This is a genomic window from Streptococcus sp. HMSC076C09, from assembly GCF_001837905.1.
GTDB lineage: Bacteria > Bacillota > Bacilli > Lactobacillales > Streptococcaceae > Streptococcus > Streptococcus parasanguinis_I.
In genome coordinates, this window is sequence record NZ_KV834648.1 from 83677 (window position 1) to 98412 (window position 14736).

Consider the following 14736-nt stretch of genomic DNA (forward strand, 5'->3'; position numbering starts at 1 on the left):
CGCTGACGTCCGTACTCACTTAAGGAAAGTTTTTGATATGACTTTGTCTTAAATCTGAAGCTCCTGCTTAGCTTCTATTTTTTAACCAACAAAAGCCCAAATAATGGCAATTAGCACTGCTGGAAGGAGATTGGCGACCTTGATTCGTTTGCCCCAGATGAGATTGATCCCTACACAGAGAATGAGGCTGGAGCCAACTAGGGACAGATTCGAAAGGGCTTGCGGAGTCATGATCGGTGCGATCAAATGGGCCAACAGCGTGATCAATCCCTGAAGGATCACGAGTGGAACCACCGCAAAGATCGCGCCCTTTCCTTTTGAAACGGTCAAGACCAGAACGATAACCATATCGAGAATCGCCTTGGCCAACAAGGTCGAGGTGTCGCCTGTCAGGCCATCCTGGACAGCTCCAACCACCGCCATAGCCCCGATACAAATGGTCAAGGCCGTGGTCATAAAGGCATCAACAAAACCGGTATCGCCTTGGTTGCCCGTCTTTTCCTTCAGCCAGGTTCCCAGTCGCTCAAAGCCCTCCTCAATCTTCAAGAGTTCCCCAATAATGGTCCCGATCACTAGACTCAGAATCAACATCATACTGCCGTGACTTTCCACATGACTTCCATGCACCACCAGCATCTTTTCCAAGGTCCCTGCGATACCCAAGACAAAAACAGCAACTCCTGTCACTTTCAGAAGGGTCTCATGAAAATCTTCTGACAAACGTTGACCGATGAGCAATCCTAAAAGTCCACCAAATACGACCCCTAAGGCATTATAGAAGGTCCCTAAACCGATCATTTACAAACTCCTTCGTTCATTTTCATTCTTTTTCAATCTCTTTCAAAGACCAGTGGCCCGTCTCTTCATACTGGTCAATCAAGTCCTTGGCTGTTTGCGTAATCTCCTCTGGATAATGAAGGCTTTCTAGGGTATTGACCGCATTCTTAGTCACAGCTGACCCTGGCTTAATCTGGTAGTCAAAGACGATCTTGCCATCCACATAGCGACTGTCAAAATGGTAATTATCATTGACTTCACCGGAGGCTGCGACCAGCTCAATATCATGACTGGAAATCATGTAGAGACAGTTTTGAGCAGCCAACCAGCGGACAATCCCAAGGCCTGATCCGATCCGCTCGATGGTATTGGTCCCCTTAAAGAGCTCGTCAATAAAGAAATAGTGAAAACCAGGCTTTTTCAGATGCTGAATCATACGCAAAATAGCTTTACTTTCGGTGATAAAGTAGCTATCTCCAACTTCAATATCATCGCTCACATCCATAGCCGTTAGGACATGACCGTAAGGCAGGGCCAAGCTTTCTCCATAGGCAAAGCCTAGCCCTTGAGCCAGAATAGCATTGATAGCGACGGTCTTCAAATAGGTCGATTTCCCAGACGCATTGTCCCCACTGATGACCATATTTTTTTGAAAATGCACATCATTTGCAATCGGATTGGACAGCAAGGGATGATAGAGCGTCTCACCTTCAATCCCACCCGTCTCTGTATAGACTGGCTGACAGACCACTTCTAGATCCCGCTTATGGCGCAAGAGACTAATAGCAACTTCCATCTCCCCTAGCAGATCCAGAAGTTTCTGGGCCTCTTTTTGATGAGCCTTCACCTGATTGTAAATATAAACCTGAGCGATCTGCGGGAGTAAAAAGAGGACATTGAGGTAGAGGAGAATAATTTCCATCTCAGAAGTCCCCGTTGGACTCTGCAAAACACTGGCAAGGATCCGCGTTTTCTTAAAGGGTTTGACCGCCTGCTTGAGTTCTTCTTGTTGTGGTAAGTCTAGATGGCTCAAGCGTTCTGCCGAAGCAAAGATGCGGACCAGGTAGCTAACATTGTCCAGACGGATTTTATTGGACCAATTGCGCAAACTTGAAAAGACGATATTAAAGACCACACTGATCACCAAGAGGGTAATCGCCCCAACTGGCTCAAAGGGGATGGCAAAGAGACAGAGGATTGGAAGACAGGCCAAAGCTATATAGAGGGGCAAACCTGCATAATGCTTGCCAGGATTTGCGACAATGCTACGCGCCATGTTGTGGTTCTTCTTGCCCAGTTGGTTAAAAATGACTTGGATCTTGAGCCGCAAATCGGGATGCTCTTCAAAGAAGGCTTCTAAGTCATGAAGCTGATCCTGAGGCTGGAATTCCAGCAGGCGCATTTTTTGATAGAGAGCTTCTGCTCCAAGGCTCGATTGGGTGTAATTGAGCTGATCAAAGACTGCGTCCAAAGCCAAGTCATGCCAGGTCTGATCATCCACTTGGCTATCGATCGTCTTTCCCTTAGCTGGATAAGCCAGACTGTCAATCAAACTTTCTTCCGTGTCTTTCTTGCGAAAGAAAGGCGCTCCATCCCAAGCTTTTTTCAGCTTTTGCTTGAGGCGGATGGCCGTCAGAAATTTGGTTGCCCAAATCACCACCATCAATCCTAGAATCCCAAGCGGAATCCAGTTCACATTTCCTTCCATGCTCTATTCCTTTCCATTCTGAGGCCAGTCCAAGTGAACATGTTCCTTCATTTCTCGGTAAGCCGTGTCCACTCTCTCCTTGGTCTCCTCATCTAGCTTGTCGCGGTATTTGCCCCCATGGATAAAATCTTCCAAGATATAGGTCTGGTACTTGTACAAGTCATAGCCTTCAGGAGAATAGGTGCCCTTCGGAGTCCGACTGACCCAGGTTGGATGAGCAGTAGCCGTCTTAATCCGTGTCTTGCGACCAACCTTTTCGATGGTCACATCCATCAATACCCCTCGCTCTGTCCATTGGGCAGTCTCCACATCCCCCATGGTTTCCAGACGCTGATTGGACAGGAAATTCCCCATCGAGTAGATGATGAGCTTGTTTTGACCATCTTTATTGACCACTTCAGCAGGCTCTACAACATGGGGATGCCCGCCAAAGACAATATCAGCCCCCCAAGAAATCATCTTATGATAGAGCTCTTTTTGCTCTTCTGTCGGCTCCAACTGGTACTCGATTCCCATCTGAGGCATGACAATGGTGATATCGGCCTCTTGCTCCGCCTTTTGGATCTCCGCCTTCATCCGTTCTTCATCCAGATCAGACAAGACATCTGCTTGCTCCTCTGGAGTAAGGGTCGTTTCCATCCCATTAAACCCATAAGCGTAGGCTAGAATAGCAATCTTGATGCCATTCACTTCCTTGATCACCAAGGGAGCCTGACCTCTCTTTTCATGCGTGTAGACACCGACAGGGGTGATGCCTGCATCTTCAAAGGCCTTGGCTGTCGAATAGACCCCTTCTAGACCTGAATCCAAGATATGGTTGTGTCCCAAATCCATGACATCATAACCAGCATCCTTAATGGCTGGTACAACTTCACTCGGCGCATTAAAGAGAGGATAACCTGACAAATAGTAATTGGGGTTAATGGTTCCCTCAAAATCACCCAAGGCCAGATCCGCCTTTTGTAGCCAGGGTTTGACATACTCATAATTTTCATGAAAATCATAGGTCCCATCTTCTTTTTGTGCGCTCATATAGACCAAATCATGGTAGAGCTGATCTCCATTGGCCATGATCCGAGCTGTATGAGGAATCTGATCAGCCGGTGTCTTAGCCTTGTACACAACCTCTGGCCGTTCCGTTGCGGTGATCGGAAATCCTTGGAACTTTTGCACCCATAAGATGGCATTGGCCACGATAAAAACGACAGACAAGAGCACATAGACAAACTGTTCATTGGTCAGCTGGATCCTTGAAAAGAGACGATCAAAAGCCCAGTCAAAGGCCGCCGATAGCTCTTTCCCCATCGTTTTGATGGTTCCTTTCACATTCTCCCACTTCTCTAACATTCCTACCTCTTCTTCGTACCTAGTTTCTCCAATGATCCGCCGACAAATTGAGCTGTCATTGAAATACTTTCTCTTCATTGTATCACAAATTTCCAGAGGAGAATAAAAGTTCTGCAAAACAGAACTTCTAAATGATTTGATATTAAAAGAATGGTTTCTTCAAAGCAGAAAACATCATCACGATTTTCAACTGATGCAAGCATCTACTGAAACTTTCCGCTGTGAGAAAAGTGCCTGAAACATAATTGTTTCAGGCACACGGGAGTTTTGAAACCTTAGGTTCAAAACTAAGTCATGGAACTTCTATGAAGTTCGCTGACGTCCGTACTCACCTAAGGAAAGTTTCTAAGATGCTTTTTCTATTATCTCAAAGCTTTTAACAAATAACCATATCCTTCTTGCTCCATCTCTTCTTTTGGAATAAAGCGCAGAGAGGCCGAATTGATACAATAGCGAAGACCACCCTGGTCTTTTGGTCCATCGGTGAAGACATGGCCGAGATGGGCATTGCCTGAGCGGGATCGAACTTCGATCCGCTCCATCCCGTGGCTATGATCCTGGTAATAGTGGACCACATCTTTGGCAATGGGACGGGAGAAACTTGGCCATCCACAGCCAGAAGCAAACTTATCCTTGGCAAAAAAGAGAGGTTCCCCCGTCGTAATATCCACATAGATGCCCTCTTCAAAGGTCTGATCATAGGCATTGTGGAAAGGACGCTCCGTCGCACTTTCTTGAGTGACTTGGTACTGCTCTGCTGTCAGTTTCGCCTTTAGGATTTCTTGATCTGGCTTCTGATAAGCTGCTGGATCAATCAAGGGCTGCTCAGCATCTGTCACATCGATATGGCAATAGCCTCCAGGATTCTTCTTAAGGTAGTCTTGGTGGTAGTCCTCAGCTAGGATATAGTGGCGCAAGGGTTCCAACTCAACCGCGATTTTGCGTCCCAGTTGCTTTTCTTCTTCCGCAAACACTTGGGCGATCACTTCACGATCTGCCTCGTCTGTATAATAGACACCCGTCCGATATTGGCGGCCTCGATCATTTCCCTGTTTGTTAACGGACAAGGGATCGATCACACGGAAATAGTAGAGCAGAATTGCGCGTAGAGTGATCTTGTCTGGATCGTAGATAACTTGTACAGTCTCTGCATGATCCGTTTCCTTGATCAGTTGGTAATTGGTCGTTTCTACCTGGCCATTGGCATAGCCCACCGTCGTCTGTTCTACACCGGGGATCCGTGAAAAATATTCCTCTAAACCCCAAAAACAGCCACCTGCTAGATAAATCTCTGCCATCTTTCTTCCTCGCTTTCCGCATTCCCTAAAAGGAACACTTCTCATCTATTAGCTCCATCATAATCCAAGAGCCTCAGATTTTCAAGGATTCTGCATCAAAAATCCCTTCTACTATATGTAAAAGGGATTCAGTCCTTCTTATTTTTCAAATAAGAAAAAGAGCGAGTAATAAAAGTTCCAAAACGATAGGATTAACTGATGTAGAAAATCATGAAGGACTACCATGACCAACACCTCCTCTGAATATCTGTGGACAAGCACCAGGCACATCAACTACAAAAGCACCGTCGGTCCATAGACCTGTAACTGAGGCTTCACAACCTCGTAATGCCAGTGATCATAAGCTCGCCAAGCTTGAAAGGCCTCTTCGTTCAATGCTAGCCCGCCCAGACCAATCAATAGACTGGCAGTCTGATAAAACTTTTCTAACTCAATCAACAGACGATTGTCTACCCGCCTAGCCTTTCGTAAGCCTTTCAACATCTGATCTAGATTTTCTCGAAATCGAAGGGCATCTGGACTGGGGGTGCATCCTTTCAAAAAGGCTGTTTGAAGAAGGCTGATCGTCGTTCTTGCCTCTTGAATCACATCCCTTTCTTCCATAGAAATCACCTTCCTTTTCACCTCCATTGTACACCTTTTTCTCTCTATAGAAATGGAAAATTCCTAAAACTAGGAACAGAATGAGGTTGGGACAAAAGTCCTAGCCTCTCAATTATTTTTGGATTGTCGAGCAAGACGCAGTGGTTGAGTGGGCTCTACTACGCTGATTTCATCAGCTTTTACAGCCCTACTCAACTGTGCGGAGGTGGGACGACGAAATCGAATTCTAACGAATGACCGATTTCTGTCCCACTCTCATAAAAAACTTCCCCAAGTTTCCACTTGAGGAAGTTCTTTTCGAAAGATTAGTCAATGTAGTGCAATTTCCCACGGAAGTCTTCCAGGCTTTGGTAGCCTTTTTCTTCCATGATGGCTTTGAGCTCCGCAGTGATGCGTTCAAATGCTCCTACTCCTTCTTTATGAAGCGTCGTGCCGATTTGCACCATACTAGCCCCACAAAGGATATGTTCAAAGGCATCGCGACCGGTCAAGACACCTCCTGTCCCCACAATCTGAATTTCTGGATTCAGACGTTGGTAAAAGGCATGGACATTGGCGAGAGCCGTTGGTTTGATGTATTCTCCACCAATCCCACCAAATCCGTTCTTAGGACGAATCACCACGGATTCATCCTCGATGTAGAGGCCATTTCCGATCGAATTGACGCAATTGACAAACTTGAGCGGGTATTTGTTAAAGATCGCTGCTGCTTGATCAAAATGAACGATATCAAAATAAGGTGGCAACTTGATGCCTAGAGGTTTGGTGAAATAGGCAAAGACCTCAGACAAGATCCGATCTGTCGTATCAAAATCATAGGCGATCTGAGGTTTCCCAGGGACATTGGGACAAGATAGGTTCAACTCTGTCAAGCCTTTAAAGTCACTATCTTGCACCTTTTTCAAGATGGTATGAGTTTCTTCAGGAGACATGCCGACGAGAGATAAGAAGAAGGTCCGGTCTGGATCCGTTTCTTGCAACTCCAATAAGTAATTCAAATAATAGTCCAACCCTTGGTTAGGTAGCCCCATTGAATTGATCGAACCAAGCGGCACATCTTGGTAGCGTGGCTCTGGATTACCAGCACGGAATTCTAAGGTCGCTGTCTTGGTCACAAAGGTCCCCGCAGCTGAGTTCTTCACTTCTTCTAGTTCCTCAGTGGTCATACAGGCTACACCTGCCGCATTCATCAGGCAGTTGTCAAATTCAAAACCAGCAATTTGCGTTTTTGTCGATACCATCTTGTACTCCTTTTTTGAAACACCACCAACAGAATTGTTCGGGATGCTCTCTATTTTCTTCTTTCATTATACCATCACTTGGAAGCTTCCGGACTATCAAAGCTAAAAATTCTTCCAAACATTCGGACTTTCCTAGTCGCGATAAAATTTTCAGAAAATTCAACTTTTTTCTTTACAAGCCAAAAAAAGTCTGCTATAATGATCCATGTAATAAAACATGACATTGTTTGTCAACTATCTCAAAACCACTCCCCTAGCGGGTTTGCTGGTTTTCGTTTCATTCACAAAGGAGAATTAACATGACAACTGCTAAAGAATATATCCAAAGCACTTTCGAAACTGTAAAGGCTCGTAACGGCCACGAAGCTGAATTCCTTCAAGCTGTTGAAGAGTTCCTCAGCACTTTGGAACCTGTTTTTGAAAAACATCCTGAATACATCGAAGAAAACATCTTGGCTCGTATTACAGAACCTGAACGCGTAATTTCTTTCCGTGTTCCTTGGGTTGACCGTGAAGGAAACATCCAAGTAAACCGTGGTTACCGTGTTCAATTCAACTCTGCTGTAGGTCCTTACAAAGGTGGTCTTCGTTTCCACCCAACTGTTAACCAAGGGATCTTGAAATTCCTCGGTTTCGAACAAATCTTCAAAAACGTCTTGACTGGTCTTCCTATCGGTGGTGGTAAAGGTGGATCTGACTTCGATCCTAAAGGAAAAACAGACGCTGAAGTAATGCGTTTCTGCCAAAGCTTCATGACTGAATTGCAAAAACACATCGGTCCTTCTCTTGATGTTCCAGCTGGTGATATCGGGGTTGGTGGACGTGAAATCGGATACCTTTATGGTCAATACAAACGCCTTCGCCAATTTGATGCTGGTGTCTTGACTGGTAAACCTCTTGGTTTCGGTGGTAGCTTGATCCGTCCAGAAGCAACTGGTTATGGTTTGGTTTACTATACGGAAGAAATGCTCAAAGCCAACGGCGACAGCTTTGCTGGTAAGAAAGTCGTGATCTCAGGTTCTGGTAACGTTGCTCAATACGCTCTTCAAAAAGCAACTGAACTTGGTGCAACTGTTATCTCTGTATCTGACTCAAACGGTTACGTGATCGACGAAAACGGTATTGACTTCGACCTTCTTACAGACGTCAAAGAAAAACGTCGTGCACGTTTGACTGAATACGCTGCTGAAAAACCAACTGCTACTTACTACGAAGGTTCTGTATGGACTTATGCTGGTAACTATGACATCGCTCTTCCATGTGCAACTCAAAACGAAATTGATGGCGATGCTGCAAAACGTTTGGTCGCTCAAGGTGTGAAAGTTGTCTCTGAAGGAGCAAACATGCCAAGTAACATCGATGCCATCAACGTATACAAAGAAAATGGTATCCTTTACGGACCTGCTAAAGCAGCCAATGCTGGTGGAGTTGCTGTATCTGCTCTTGAAATGAGCCAAAACAGCCAACGTCTTTCATGGACACGCGAAGAAGTGGACGGACGTTTGAAAGACATCATGACCAACATCTTCAATACTGCTAAAACAACTGCAGAAACTTACGGACTTGGTAAAGATTACCTTGCAGGTGCCAACATCGCTGCCTTTGAAAATGTTGCAAATGCGATGATTGCACAAGGTCTTGTATAATCAATCGATATTTTTCTTTAAGGCCTTCGGGTCAAAGCCTCTCAACTCCTGAATCCAGTGTGTTTCGGGAGTTTTTTTATATCTAAAAGCCTCTGTCAAGACACCCCGTCCCAAGTGAGGAAAGCCATTTTTTAGATAAGGAACTCGACCGTCTCTAATGGGGAGATTTGAGCCTTCTATTTTTCTGTATCTTTTTCTAAAAAAATTTTATTTTTTTTACTTTACCCCCTTGCATTTTTAATAAATTAGTATTAAACTATAGCAAAAGGAGGTGTGCTTATGTTTCTTTTAGCTCAAGAAAAATCAGATACGATCGAATTCATTAAGTCTGAATTGGTCCAATTACTCTCCAATATGCGACAAGAAATCGCAGCTAGCCGTCAATCACAGACCGGCGCAGCTTGCCATCATATTGAATATTGCATGGACAAGATCCAAAGGGCAAAAAGTTCCGTAGCCATTGCCCTCCCGATCGAATCCTTAAATCTTGAAATCACGACGATGCTACGCCAGCAACTCATCGTCTTGCCACCAGAGGCTCGAAAAAATTGGGACCAGATTAAAAAGCTGGATTTCAAATACTGCCACTTAAAATAGACCAAAAAAGAGAGTGGGACAGAAATCGATAATTCGTTAGAATTCGATTTCGTCGTCCCACCTACTCAACCACTGCGTCTTGCTCGACAATCTAAAAATAATTGAGAGGCTAGGACTTTTGTCCCAGCCTCTTTTTTGTATTACATGATCCCGTTCTTTCCTGTCGGTAGGCTAATCCCTGCTTCCATCAAGGCATCATGGTAGAGTTTATAGTAGGTATGATAGACAGTCGTCTGGGTTCCATTTTGCGCAGTCATCGCAATTCGGAAGGAATAACGACCATTTTTTTCGATCTGTGGGCCTAAAATCGTAGGACCTGTCAACACCTCTGGGTGTTTATCTTGTTCAGACTGATTAACCTGAGCAATCACCTGATAGATCTTGTCGAGATCGGTATTTGCATCTAGCGGAATATCGATCAGCACGCGCATATCGCCACGTGAGAGATTGCTGACGACGGTGATGTTGCGATTCGGGACAAAATGGAGAGTTCCATCAAAGTCCCGCACCTGGGTCGTCCGAATCCCGACACTGCTGACGATTCCGGCAATATTGATAGATCCATTCGTGAGACGAACATTGTCTCCCACGTCCAGCTGGCGTTCTAAAAGGATAAAGAAACCATTGACCAAATCGGAAAGAAAACCTTGGGCTCCCATCCCAATCGCAACCCCAGCAATCCCAGCACCAGCCAAAAGACTAGAGACTGGAAGACCCAGAATCGACAAAATCCAGTAGATCAAGATGAAATACAAACAATAGTTTAAGAGGCTCTCAACCAAACGGAGAATCGTATTTTTACGGGCTTCATCCTGCACCGTATACTTAAAGGAAGGGGTTAATATCCGCTTGACCAGGCTATGGATGACCTTTTTAGCGATAAAAAATAAGAGAAAGATAAAAATCAGAGAGATACATTTTGATATCAGATCATCAAAAATCTTCGTCCAGTCTATTTTACTGAAATAACGTTGGAAAGCTTGACTCATTTATTCGGGCCTTTCTATCAAAGAATAGTATGATTATATCAAATATTCGGAAATAAGGCTATTTTTTGAAAATTTCATTGCTTTTCCCCCCTCACTATCGTATAATATTCCTTAATTATTTTTTAAGGAGGTCCTACATGATTCATCGATTGATTACCACTTGGAATAAAACCAACCTTATGAAAAGGATCGCAATCGGGATTGTACTTGGAGTCATCCTAGCCCTTATCTTCCCGAAAGCAACTGGCATTGGACTCTTAGGAGAGTTCTTTGTTGGGGGGCTCCGTGCGATCGCGCCCCTTCTGGTCTTTGCGCTCGTCGCAAATGCCCTCTCCCAACACCAAAAAGGGACAGAGACCAATATGAAAAAGGTCATCGTTCTCTATCTCCTAGGAACCTTTGCTGCTGCCTTCGTTGCTGTTTTGGTCAATTACATTTTCCCGATCACTATTACCCTGACTGGAAAGGCCGCTGAAGGATCCTCTCCAAACGGGATTGGCGAAGTGATCAGTAACCTCTTGCTCAAGATCGTCGACAACCCGGTCAACGCCTTGCAGCAAGCTAACTACATTGGAATCCTTTCTTGGGCAACTGTCTTTGGGATCGCCATGAGAGAAGCGAGCGAACATAGTAAAGACCTCCTACAAACCCTAGCAGACATCACTTCAAAAATTGTTGAGTGGATTGTCAACCTAGCTCCATTTGGGATCTTAGGCTTGGTCTTCACGACCATCGCTGGCCAAGGACTAAGCGCCCTTAGCAACTACGGGATTCTCTTACTTGTTTTGGTTGGTACCATGGCATTTGTAGCCCTGGTCATCAATCCATTGATCGTCTTTTTCATGATCCGCAAGAACCCTTATCCCCTTGTTTTTAAATGCCTCCGTGTCAGTGGGGTAACAGCCTTCTTCACTCGAAGTTCTGCAGCCAATATCCCTGTCAATATGCGTCTCTGTGAAGAGTTGGGGCTGAATCCAGACACCTATTCTGTCTCCATTCCACTTGGTTCAACTGTAAACATGGCAGGCGCAGCTGTGACGATCAATATTTTAACGCTAGCTGCTGCCAATACCTTGCACATTCAGGTTGACTTTGGAACGGCGCTCATCCTGAGTGTCGTAGCGGCTATCTCTGCTTGTGGAGCATCTGGAGTTGCGGGAGGATCTCTCCTTCTCATCCCTGTTGCTTGTAGCCTCTTTGGTATCACCAATGATTTGGCCATGCAAGTCGTCAGCGTCGGCTTTATCATCGGGGTCATCCAAGACTCTTGCGAAACAGCCCTCAACTCTTCGACAGATGTGCTCTTCACCGCCATCGCCGAAATGAGTAGCTGGCCAAAAGAAAAACGCTATTAAATGATCCTATCTCACATAGACAAAAAAACCCAGATCTAGCGATCTGGGTTTTCTTATTTCTTAAAGTATTGTTTGCTTTCTTTGATGATGACAGGGGAGAGAGCTAAAAGGGCAATCAGGTTAGGCAAAGCCATTAGCCCATTCACAATATCCGCGATCACCCAGACCAGATCCAGCTTAAGGAAGCCTCCTAGTCCAACCATAAAAACAAAGAATGTCCGATAGAGGTTGATATGTTTAACACCAAATAGGAATTCAAAACACCGCTCTCCGTAATAAGACCATCCAAGAATAGTCGTGGTCGCAAAAAGCACCAAGCATAGCGTTAAAATAATACCTCCGACTGGGCCAAAGACACCTGTAAACGTATCCTGAGTCAGGGTGCTAGTGCTGCCCCTAGCCATCCACTCACCTGAAACCAGGAGCGAAAGTCCTGTCAAACTACAGATGATAATGGTATCAATAAAGGTTCCTGTCATGGAGATCAAGCCCTGCTCGACGGGCTCATTGGTCTTCGCTGCGGCGGCTGCAATTGGGGCAGATCCAAGACCCGATTCATTGGAGAAAACCCCACGCGCCACCCCTTTTTGGATAGCCATTTTGACCGTTGCTCCTGCGAAACCTCCCATGGCTGCAGTCCCTGTGAAAGCACCTGAAAATACCGATTTCAAGGCTGGAAGCAATTGGTCCAGATGCAAGACAATGATCGTGACAGTCGCAAAGATATAGGCAGCAGCCATAAAAGGAACCACTTTTTCAGAGACTTTGGAAATCCAGTGAATCCCACCAAAGATGATGGTTGAAACCACTAGCGCAATCACTACACTAGCTACTTCTGGAGCCGTTCCAAAACTAGCTTGAAGGGATCCCGTAATGGAATTAACCTGGGTCATGGTTCCGATCCCAAAGAGGGCCACCAAAACACCTGCAACCGCAAAGAAAATAGCCAGTGGTCGCCACTTCTCTCCCATTCCGTGAAGGATGTAGTACATCGGACCACCCGAGATATGACCGTTGTCATCCTTGGTCCGATAACGAATGGCTAAGAGCCCTTCAGCATACTTGGTCGCCATTCCAAAGAAGGCTGCCATCCACATCCAAAAGAGGGCACCTGGGCCACCTGTCTGAATCGCTGTAGCCACCCCTACAATATTCCCCGTCCCTACAGTAGCCGCTAGAGCTGTCGCAAGGGCTCCGAAGCTTGAGATATCCCCGTGTCCCTCATCTTCTGTAAAGATCAAGCGAAAAGCTTTTGGAAGATAGCGTATCTGAAGCAAACCCAAGCGAAGGGTCAGGTAGATCCCTGTTCCTACCAAGAGCACCAATAAGGGGGCGCCCCACACTAGATTATCGAGTTGTTGAAAAAACTGCAATACATGATCCATTTTCTGTCTCCTTTTTCATCGACCGCTCGACAGAAAAGAGAAAAAGAAAGAGCACATGTCAAACATGTACTCTGGTCCTGCTTAAAATAGGGGACTTCCCCTATCTTTCGCTCTGTCCTTTTACCTGAGAGTTTGAGTAGATGCATCCTCTACCTTGCCCCTTCGGTGCCATTTCTGGTCTCTCCAGAGTTCCGTCCATTCACAGTCACTCACGCTCCTGCAAACTTCATTCGGTCGTATGTAATTTTCTCTATTTTAATCGATTTTCAAAAGTTTGTCAATCGTTTCTGAAAATATCTTGTAAACTACCTGAAAATGTACGTTTTTTAATCACTCAAGGAGAAGTGATTGGTCATGAGGTTGCTTGCATCGAGCAAAATCTTGTCCAAGAGTTGATCTGTCGCTTCCTGGATTTGATCACTCATGGCTTGGTTTTCCGCCTCAAAATCAACGGTTTCACCTGCTGCAAGTGCACGATCGACTTTATTGATGCGCGCATGTCCCCAGGCCATTGTCGTTTCTTGATAATCGTCAAAATCACCAACATGGTGAGCATAGTGAGGGTCAGCTAGTCCCGCAATAATCCGGTTGGCCCAGTAGAAGGAATCCGTTGTTACCTTAGCCGTCGTATTGGCAAAGTAGTCTGGCGTTGTATCCACTTGGGTAAAGAAAGGAACAGCTGTATTGTATGGCATGGAGCCATAAGAAATCCATTGGATACCTGTCGTTTCTTGTGGTTTATTGGGACGCAATTGTAAAATCGCTGTCTGGCTGGTCCGGTTGATCCCGATCGTCCGGAAGGTCCGCTGACTCACGTGATCTCCTTCAGGACCATAAGGATCGTAGATAGTGTCTTGGTAATGGTTGCTCAAGACATATTTGACATCTTCAATCGTTACCTTGCGATAAGGTTTTTGACACCAAGGAATCTCAAAGCTCCGTGGATCCTGCTTGATTTCAGGATTGAGGAAACGCTGGATGGCCCAAGCCCGCGGTGTATTGTAGTGGCGGTCCTTGTCTTTTTGGCTACCAAAGGCATAGCGTGGATTAAAACCTTTCCCTTCTTGATCCAGAATCAAATGGTGCTCTGTGACAAAACGTTCAAGATCCGAGTCACAAAGAAACTCATCTGGATTGCCAAATTCAAAATAATCACTTCCCAGTTGGTTTGGGTTGGTCACATAGGCATCATCTGGAACACGGCGCGCCATCCAGTGGTGACCTCCGATGGTTTCCAACCACCAGATTTCATTCACATCTGAAATTGCAATCCCGTTAGACTCATAAGTTCCATACTCTTCCAAAATCTTTCCGAGACGCAAGACCCCTTCGCGGGCGGTCTTGACATAAGGCAAGACCAAGGTCAGCATGTCTTCCTCACCGATGCCACTCTCTACAAGTGGATCTGCCCCTAGCACACGGCTATTGGACGTAATGGTCTCTGTCTCACTCATGGCTACATTATAGACATTGATCCCAGCTTCTCCCCAGATCCCGTCTTTAGGAATCGCATCTGGAACCGCTGTATAGCGAACTGGATTATCTGGCAAGTCGATTTCAAAAGTTGATAATACTGACTTGTAATGACGCGGTTGATCTTCCGGTTTGACCACGATCAATTTCTTGGGCGTAAAAACGCCATTTTGAGAATCCTCTGTTCGTGCTACAATGGTCGAACCATCATAGCTAGCATTTTTTCCGACTAGAATCGTTGTACACGAATCAGCACTTTCACGTTTACGCATGCGTATCCTCCCAAATCATTCATTGCCTCTATTATAGCACTTTTA

General features: G+C 45.4%; 12 protein-coding genes and 1 riboswitch. Of the genes, 3 read left to right on the plus strand and 9 right to left on the minus strand.

Annotated elements, in window-relative coordinates:
• Positions 1–81: 81 nt before the first annotated feature.
• The 6 genes from HMPREF2704_RS08235 to HMPREF2704_RS08260 all read right to left on the minus strand — a co-directional run bounded on the left by HMPREF2704_RS08235 (position 82) and on the right by HMPREF2704_RS08260 (position 6974).
• A complete protein-coding gene (locus HMPREF2704_RS08235; RefSeq protein WP_045759858.1) occupies positions 82–798 on the minus strand; it encodes a DUF554 domain-containing protein in 717 nt (238 codons plus the stop codon).
• Positions 799–820: 22 nt separating this feature from the next.
• Positions 821–2485 carry a MutS-related protein gene (locus tag HMPREF2704_RS08240; RefSeq protein ID WP_070846216.1) on the minus strand — a complete coding sequence of 555 codons (1665 nt, stop codon included), beginning with the start codon at positions 2483–2485 and terminating at the stop codon, positions 821–823.
• A 3-nt stretch (positions 2486–2488) separates the two neighbouring features.
• Positions 2489–3832, minus strand: coding sequence for a CapA family protein (locus tag HMPREF2704_RS08245; RefSeq protein ID WP_070846218.1), 1344 nt, complete (start codon positions 3830–3832; stop codon positions 2489–2491).
• A 362-nt stretch (positions 3833–4194) separates the two neighbouring features.
• Positions 4195–5130, minus strand: coding sequence for a peptide-methionine (R)-S-oxide reductase MsrB (msrB, locus tag HMPREF2704_RS08250; protein ID WP_049523323.1), 936 nt, complete (start codon positions 5128–5130; stop codon positions 4195–4197).
• 273 nt (positions 5131–5403) lie between these two features.
• Complete coding sequence (locus tag HMPREF2704_RS08255; RefSeq protein WP_024055113.1) at positions 5404–5760, minus strand: hypothetical protein; 357 nt, start codon at positions 5758–5760, stop codon at positions 5404–5406.
• 278 nt (positions 5761–6038) lie between these two features.
• Positions 6039–6974 carry a dihydroorotate oxidase gene (locus HMPREF2704_RS08260; protein ID WP_049474144.1) on the minus strand — a complete coding sequence of 312 codons (936 nt, stop codon included), beginning with the start codon at positions 6972–6974 and terminating at the stop codon, positions 6039–6041.
• A gap of 299 nt (positions 6975–7273) precedes the next feature.
• On the opposite strand from HMPREF2704_RS08260, the gene gdhA reads away from it, so the two are divergent.
• Both gdhA and HMPREF2704_RS08270 read left to right on the plus strand, forming a co-directional pair.
• Entirely contained in the window at positions 7274–8620 is a 1347-nt protein-coding gene (gdhA, locus tag HMPREF2704_RS08265) for an NADP-specific glutamate dehydrogenase (protein ID WP_003004977.1), read from the plus strand.
• A gap of 279 nt (positions 8621–8899) precedes the next feature.
• Positions 8900–9217, plus strand: a complete 318-nt coding sequence (locus tag HMPREF2704_RS08270; protein WP_021153868.1) for a hypothetical protein — start codon at positions 8900–8902, stop codon at positions 9215–9217.
• A gap of 140 nt (positions 9218–9357) precedes the next feature.
• On the opposite strand, the gene HMPREF2704_RS08275 is transcribed toward HMPREF2704_RS08270, so the two are convergent.
• Positions 9358–10206 (minus strand): mechanosensitive ion channel family protein, encoded by an 849-nt coding sequence (locus HMPREF2704_RS08275; RefSeq protein WP_070846220.1) that lies wholly within the window; start codon positions 10204–10206, stop codon positions 9358–9360.
• Between the two features lie 137 nt (positions 10207–10343).
• On the opposite strand from HMPREF2704_RS08275, the gene sstT reads away from it, so the two are divergent.
• Positions 10344–11561 (plus strand): serine/threonine transporter SstT, encoded by a 1218-nt coding sequence (gene sstT, locus HMPREF2704_RS08280; RefSeq protein ID WP_070846222.1) that lies wholly within the window; start codon positions 10344–10346, stop codon positions 11559–11561.
• Positions 11562–11614: 53 nt separating this feature from the next.
• Here sstT and HMPREF2704_RS08285 read toward each other — a convergent pair whose 3' ends face one another.
• Together HMPREF2704_RS08285 and HMPREF2704_RS08290 are read right to left on the minus strand one after the other, a co-directional pair.
• Complete coding sequence (locus HMPREF2704_RS08285; RefSeq protein ID WP_070665624.1) at positions 11615–12946, minus strand: alanine/glycine:cation symporter family protein; 1332 nt, start codon at positions 12944–12946, stop codon at positions 11615–11617.
• A 102-nt stretch (positions 12947–13048) separates the two neighbouring features.
• A riboswitch (glycine riboswitch) is annotated at positions 13049–13143 on the minus strand.
• A 129-nt stretch (positions 13144–13272) separates the two neighbouring features.
• The gene (locus HMPREF2704_RS08290) at positions 13273–14691 is read right to left on the minus strand and encodes a C69 family dipeptidase (protein WP_070846224.1); all 1419 of its coding nucleotides are present in this window, start codon (positions 14689–14691) and stop codon (positions 13273–13275) included.
• Positions 14692–14736: the final 45 nt, after the last annotated feature.

Bases quoted from the DNA above. Each gene is read 5' to 3' on its own strand.
- HMPREF2704_RS08285 (WP_070665624.1), bottom strand. From the start codon at position 12,946: ATGGATCATGTATTGCAGTTTTTTCAACAACTCGATAATCTAGTGTGG.
- HMPREF2704_RS08245 (WP_070846218.1), bottom strand. From the start codon at position 3,832: ATGTTAGAGAAGTGGGAGAATGTGAAAGGAACCATCAAAACGATGGGG.
- gdhA (WP_003004977.1), top strand. From the start codon at position 7,274: ATGACAACTGCTAAAGAATATATCCAAAGCACTTTCGAAACTGTAAAG.
- HMPREF2704_RS08260 (WP_049474144.1), bottom strand. From the start codon at position 6,974: ATGGTATCGACAAAAACGCAAATTGCTGGTTTTGAATTTGACAACTGC.
- HMPREF2704_RS08275 (WP_070846220.1), bottom strand. From the start codon at position 10,206: ATGAGTCAAGCTTTCCAACGTTATTTCAGTAAAATAGACTGGACGAAG.
- HMPREF2704_RS08255 (WP_024055113.1), bottom strand. From the start codon at position 5,760: ATGGAGGTGAAAAGGAAGGTGATTTCTATGGAAGAAAGGGATGTGATT.
- HMPREF2704_RS08270 (WP_021153868.1), top strand. From the start codon at position 8,900: ATGTTTCTTTTAGCTCAAGAAAAATCAGATACGATCGAATTCATTAAG.
- HMPREF2704_RS08290 (WP_070846224.1), bottom strand. From the start codon at position 14,691: ATGCGTAAACGTGAAAGTGCTGATTCGTGTACAACGATTCTAGTCGGA.
- sstT (WP_070846222.1), top strand. From the start codon at position 10,344: ATGATTCATCGATTGATTACCACTTGGAATAAAACCAACCTTATGAAA.
- HMPREF2704_RS08240 (WP_070846216.1), bottom strand. From the start codon at position 2,485: ATGGAAGGAAATGTGAACTGGATTCCGCTTGGGATTCTAGGATTGATG.
- HMPREF2704_RS08235 (WP_045759858.1), bottom strand. From the start codon at position 798: ATGATCGGTTTAGGGACCTTCTATAATGCCTTAGGGGTCGTATTTGGT.
- msrB (WP_049523323.1), bottom strand. From the start codon at position 5,130: ATGGCAGAGATTTATCTAGCAGGTGGCTGTTTTTGGGGTTTAGAGGAA.